The 5,178-nt window shown below is 62.9% G+C and carries 5 protein-coding genes; all 5 read right to left on the minus strand.

Annotated elements, in window-relative coordinates; translation table 11 throughout:
* Window positions 1-109: 109 nt before the first annotated feature.
* Window positions 110-1,219 (minus strand): NAD/NADP-dependent octopine/nopaline dehydrogenase family protein, encoded by a 1,110-nt coding sequence (locus L981_RS05800; RefSeq protein ID WP_197067101.1) that lies wholly within the window; start codon window positions 1,217-1,219, stop codon window positions 110-112.
* 69 nt (window positions 1,220-1,288) lie between these two features.
* Window positions 1,289-2,371: an ABC transporter ATP-binding protein gene (locus L981_RS05805; RefSeq protein WP_043612758.1), complete on the minus strand. Its 1,083-nt coding sequence runs from the start codon at window positions 2,369-2,371 to the stop codon at window positions 1,289-1,291.
* A complete protein-coding gene (locus L981_RS05810) occupies window positions 2,371-3,165 on the minus strand; it encodes an ABC transporter permease (protein WP_043612760.1) in 795 nt (264 codons plus the stop codon). The genes L981_RS05805 and L981_RS05810 overlap by 1 nt, the downstream gene beginning before the upstream one ends.
* On the minus strand, window positions 3,165-4,151 hold the full coding sequence (locus L981_RS05815; protein ID WP_156133980.1) for an ABC transporter permease: 987 nt from the start codon (window positions 4,149-4,151) through the stop codon (window positions 3,165-3,167). The genes L981_RS05810 and L981_RS05815 overlap by 1 nt, the downstream gene beginning before the upstream one ends.
* 111 nt (window positions 4,152-4,262) lie before the next feature.
* Window positions 4,263-5,178: extracellular solute-binding protein (locus L981_RS05820; RefSeq protein ID WP_043612763.1), on the minus strand; the 916-nt coding region annotated here is incomplete at its 5' end.

Here is a 5,178-nt window from a genome sequence, read left to right on the forward strand (position 1 = left end):
TGATCTCACCCGCCTGCTTCGAGGTGATCACACGCTCCGACTTGTACAACCCGGCCGTTTTCAGGCCCTCGAGTTCGGATCGGAGATGGGACAGGAAGCGGTCGCTCATTCAGGCACGCCCCTCGGCTCGATCGACAGCGGCAACGGGCGGAAAGCCGGTGCGGCAGAGCGCATCGAGACCTTCAAGATCCAATTGCTCGAGACCCAGCTCCGGAAGGAGGTCGTTCTCGCCTTCGAAGTCCCGGCCGTACATGGCCGAAAAGATGCGGATTCCCGCCTCGTGCAGGTCCGCCGGGCATCCGGCGAGACGCGCGAGCTGCGCCGTGACCACCAGGCCGAATGGGACGTCCTCCGTCACGTAACGGCTATCGGCCGTAGCAGGGCCCGTGCCGTTGTTTCCGGCCTGGTACATTTCCTGGTTCATCTGCGAGATGGTGCTGACCGGCACATGGAACGACAGGTGGAAATGTTGGAAGATGTCACGCACCTTCAGCTGCAACCTCTCAGCGACGGCCAAACGCTCACGGTCGAGCGTCTCCAATAAGCGACCGATGTTGGGCGTGACGTTCTGGGCCTGCACCCAGCTTTCGCCACGCTCCATGCGCGACATGTTGCCGAGCGCGATGCCGAGGTGGTTTTGCGGGTTGAGGTTCGAAAGCGCGATCGCCAGCAGGCTGCCACGATCGACGAAATGTTCGCCGAAAAGCGCCGTGCAGACCGCGTGCCCGCGCGCACTCTCCGATGCCGGAACCGTCGCCAGATCGACCTGCTTGCGGATGGTGTTGACATGCGCCAGCGCCGGGCCGAGCTTCCGGCCGCTGACGATCGTCGTGCCCCAAGCAACGATCGGCAAGGTGATGCCGCGTGCGGCCAGCAGCGACGAGAGATAGAGCGCTCCGAACGAGGTGTGCGAGCTGAAGATCACCACCTGGCCGGCGGTCAGATGCGGCGCGATAGCGTCCAGCACGAAACGGTGGCCATAGGCCGGCAGCGCGATGAGGATCGCATCCGCATCGCTGACCAGATCTTCCGCGCTTTCGGCAACGGCCGGAAGGAAGGTGCCTTCGATGGCGCCTTCGGCAGTCAGGCTCTCTCCCGCAGTGAGCGCCTGGGTTCCGGTGCCGGACGGCGACCAGAGCGTTGCCTTGTGTCCCAGTTTTTCAAGAAGTGCAGCGGTGCCGAAGGCAATAGAGCCAGCACCTGCGATACCTACGCGCATGTCGTTTTCCACTTTCATTGATATCGGGTAGCGGGCGCAACCGGGGCGCCCGCCGTCGAGATGTTGCGGCTAAGCCGCGTTGCGGGCGGGGATGAGCGTGGTCGCTTCGGACGACCAGCCGACCCAGATGTCGTCGCGGCTGAGGCCTTCCACCTCGCTTGGATGAACGAGCGCGTTGAGCAGATGCCCCTCGCCGATCTCGACCTTGAGCGACGTGTGGTTGCCCTTGAAAACGCGCTGGCGGATGCGCCCCCGGATCCGGTTGGCGACGCCCGGTTCCTGCGCCGAACATTGGATCGCTTCCGGCCGCAGGACGACATAAATCGCATCGCCTGCCTTGGGAGACAGCGCGCCGGCCGACGCCTTGATCGTCATGCCGTTCCACCGCACCGCCGCTTCGCCGGCTTCGGTGCCGACGACATCCGACTGCAACAGATTGGTTTCGCCGAGGAAGGTCGCCACGAAGGCGGAACCGGGCCGCTTGTAGAGGCTCGCCGGATCGCCCATCTGCTCGATCCGGCCATTGTTCATGACCACGATCGTATCCGACATGGTGAGCGCCTCTTCCTGGTCGTGGGTCACGAACATGAAGGTCTTGCCAGTCTGCTCCTGGATCGCCTTGAGTTCGATCTGCATGGTCTGGCGAAGCTTGGCGTCAAGCGCCGAGAGCGGCTCGTCCAGAAGCAGAACGTCGGGATCGGGCGCCAAAGCACGCATCAGGGCGACGCGCTGGCGCTGGCCTCCCGACAGCTCGGACGGAAGGCGGCCGGCAAAATCCTGCAACTGCACGAGTTCCAGAAGCTCGGAGACGCGCCTCTGGATCTGCTTCTGGTCGACGCCCTTCAACTCCAGGCCGAAGGCGATGTTCTTTGCGACCGACATGTGCGGGAACAGCGCATAATCCTGGAACACGATGTTGACGTTGCGCCGGTTCGGCGGAACCATTGTCACGTCGCGGCCGGAGAGCAGAATGCGGCCCTCCGTCGGCGTTTCGAACCCGCCGAGCATGCGCAGCGTCGTCGACTTGCCGCAGCCGGAAGGGCCGAGCAGGGTGACGAACTTGCCGCGTTCGATGTTGAGGTTGAGATTATCGACGGCGACAAAACTGCCGAAGCTCTTGCGGACATTTTCGAACTGAACAACCGGTTGCATCAGCGGATCCTCGAACGACGTGTGAGATATTCTGCGTAGAGCCCGACCACGGCGGTCACGACCAGGACGAGCGTCGCCATGACGTTGATTTCCGGAGACATGCCGGACTGCACGCGGGCGAAGATCAGCATCGGCAGCGTCGGGCGGTAGCCGCCGAGGAAGAAGGTGCGGACGAAGTCATCGCTCGAAAGCAGCAGGCAGAAGATCATGCCGCCGAAGATGGCCGGTCCGAGGTAGGGAAGCGTGACGCGGAAGAAGGTGACGATGCTGTCGGCACCGAGATCGCGGGCGGCATCGACGAGATTGCCCGGCATCGAGCGCAGCCGCGTCAGCACCATCACCACCACGAAGGGCACGGCGTGGACGACGTGACCGAGGATGATGGCGACCGTGCCGGTCGGCAGGTCGATGGTGGTGATGAAGATGCGCAGCGAAATCGCCGAGATCATGCCCGGCACGACGGCCGGCAGGCAAGCGACGGCGAAGGCCACGTATTGAGCGGCGCCACGAAGCGACCCGATCAGCATCGCGATCCAGACGCCGATGACCGTCGCGATGGCGGTCGTCGCCGCGGCGATCATGATCGTGTAGAGGCAGGCGTCCAGGAACTGCTTGTCCTGAATGACCTTGGCATACCAGTCGATCGTCAGGTTGCCGAGCGGGAACGAAATGAAGCTTGCATCCTTGAAGCTGACCGCCACCATCAGCGACAGCGGCAGAAACAGATACAGGACAAACAGCCAGTAGAAGGACTTCAGAGCCAGTCCCGGCCAATCGTAAAACATGGCGCGCATCAGAATGTCCTTTGCTTCGAGCCGCCGACGACCCGCATGAACAGACCGACGGTGACGAGGGATGCGGCAAGCATGATCATCGCGAAGGCGGCACCGGCCGGCCAACGGCTGCTGGCGCCGTGGAAGAAGCTGCTGATCGTCTCGGAGAACATGCTGGTGGTCGGCCCGCCCAGAAGAATGGGAGCGGCGAACACGCCCATGCAGGTGAGGAAGACCAGCGAGCATCCCGACACGATGCCATCGCGCGAAAGCGGCAGGATGATGCGGCGGAAGCGCGTGAACGGCCCCGCGCCGAGATCCGCCGACGCGTCGAGCAGCGACTTCGGGATCTTCTCGATCGCCGAATAGAGCGGCAGCAGCATGTAGAGACAGACCATGTAGACCAGGCCGAAGCTGATCGAAAACGAGGTGTAGAGCATCTGGATCGGTCGCTCGGTCAGGCCGATCTCCCGCAGCAGCACGTTGACGGCACCGCGATTGGCGAGAAGCATGATGACCGAGAAGATGCGGATGATTTCACCCGCCCAGAACGGCGCCAGGAGCAGGAGCAGCGCGCGCGACCTGTTGCCGGTCGCAACCACCTTCGCCACGTAATAGGCGACCGGATAGACCACGACCAAGGTGACGGCCGTTGCGATGGAGGCATAGATGAAGCTGCGCAGCAGCGGCATCCAGTAGAGCTTTTCACTGAAGAAGAGCGCGTAATTGTCGAACGTGAATTCGGCCTCCACTCCCGGCTGCGGCGGATAGCTGGAGAGCAGGCTGATGCGCAGCATTTCGTAGATGGGGCCGATGTGCATCATCAGCATCCAGACGACCGGCACGCCGGCCAGAAGCAGGATGCGCCCATATCGCCATTCGGCAACGGCGCCCAGGGTGTAGCGATAGAGCGGTGAGTTGATCACCCTCGCGACACCGGTCGAGTATTTCATGTGCGCGGCGCGGACGGGGATACCGCCACCTGCCGCATGTGTTCCCACGGCCATTGTTTTATCCCAAAGCTTGTCCGCGACCCGACGGGTTGGCAGGACATGCGTCACCGTTCCGACCCCGCCGCCACGGCGAGGTCAGTCAGTCAGTCGTCACGATGCGATTGCTCAGGCGGCCTTCAGTTCCGCGACGGCGCGATCGATAATCTCGTTCTTCATCGAGCGATTGAGCGAGCTGAAGAAGGTGACACGCTCGAGCTCTTCCTGCGGCAGCGTCGATGCCAGCCGCTCCCTGTCGTCGAGCAGCTTGTCGACGCCGGAGATCGTCGAGCTGAAGCCGGAGGTGCGGGTCATCGCGGCGCCGACCTCGGGATTGGCGAGGATCGCGTCGAACAGCTTGTAGGCGTTCTCGGCATTGGGCGCGTTGTTGACGATGTTCAGCGTGTAGCAGAACCCGTAGGTGCCTTCCTTCGGAACGGAGAGCTTGACCGGCACGCCGTCCATGATCAACTTGGCGGCAGGACCCGACCAGGCCTGCGCCAGGTGGATGTCCTCGTTGATGAACATCTGCTGCACTTCGCTGGCCGCATCGTAGTACTTGCGAACCATATGCTTGTGCTTGATCAGGTGGTCGCGCGCTTCGCTGGCGGCCTTCTGGGCCGCCTCGACCTTGTCGGTGTAGGTGACGAAGTCGCCGTCATGGCCGAGATACTTCATGGTGATCGACATGAAATCGCCGGCCATGTAAGCGGTCAGACCCTCGTACTTCTCGTCGAACATGATGCCCCAGCTGTCGGCTTCCGGCACGTAGTCGGTGTTGCGAACGAGGCCTTCGTAGCCGGCAAGGATCGGCAATCCCCAGAGGTTGCCCTCATAGCGCGCCCAGGCGGCGTCCTGATAGGCGGGGTTGAGGTTCGACCAGTTGCGCAGCTTTGCCGTATCCAGCGCCTGCACCAGCTTCGAGCCGATGAACTGCCCGTAGCGGTGGCCCGCGACGGTCACGATATCGGTCGTCGGGTTGGCACCTTCCGCCGTCAGGAGGTTGTACTGCTTGCCCTGGTCGTCGGTCAGGCGGATGCGCACC

This window comes from Ensifer sp. ZNC0028, from assembly GCF_000799055.1.
GTDB lineage: Bacteria > Pseudomonadota > Alphaproteobacteria > Rhizobiales > Rhizobiaceae > Ensifer.

Excerpts from the sequence above, each read along its gene's own strand:
- L981_RS05810 (WP_043612760.1), bottom strand. The coding sequence starts at position 3,165 with ATGCGCGCCATGTTTTACGATTGGCCGGGACTGGCTCTGAAGTCCTTC.
- L981_RS05815 (WP_156133980.1), bottom strand. The coding sequence starts at position 4,151 with ATGGCCGTGGGAACACATGCGGCAGGTGGCGGTATCCCCGTCCGCGCC.
- L981_RS05800 (WP_197067101.1), bottom strand. The coding sequence starts at position 1,219 with ATGCGCGTAGGTATCGCAGGTGCTGGCTCTATTGCCTTCGGCACCGCT.
- L981_RS05805 (WP_043612758.1), bottom strand. The coding sequence starts at position 2,371 with ATGCAACCGGTTGTTCAGTTCGAAAATGTCCGCAAGAGCTTCGGCAGT.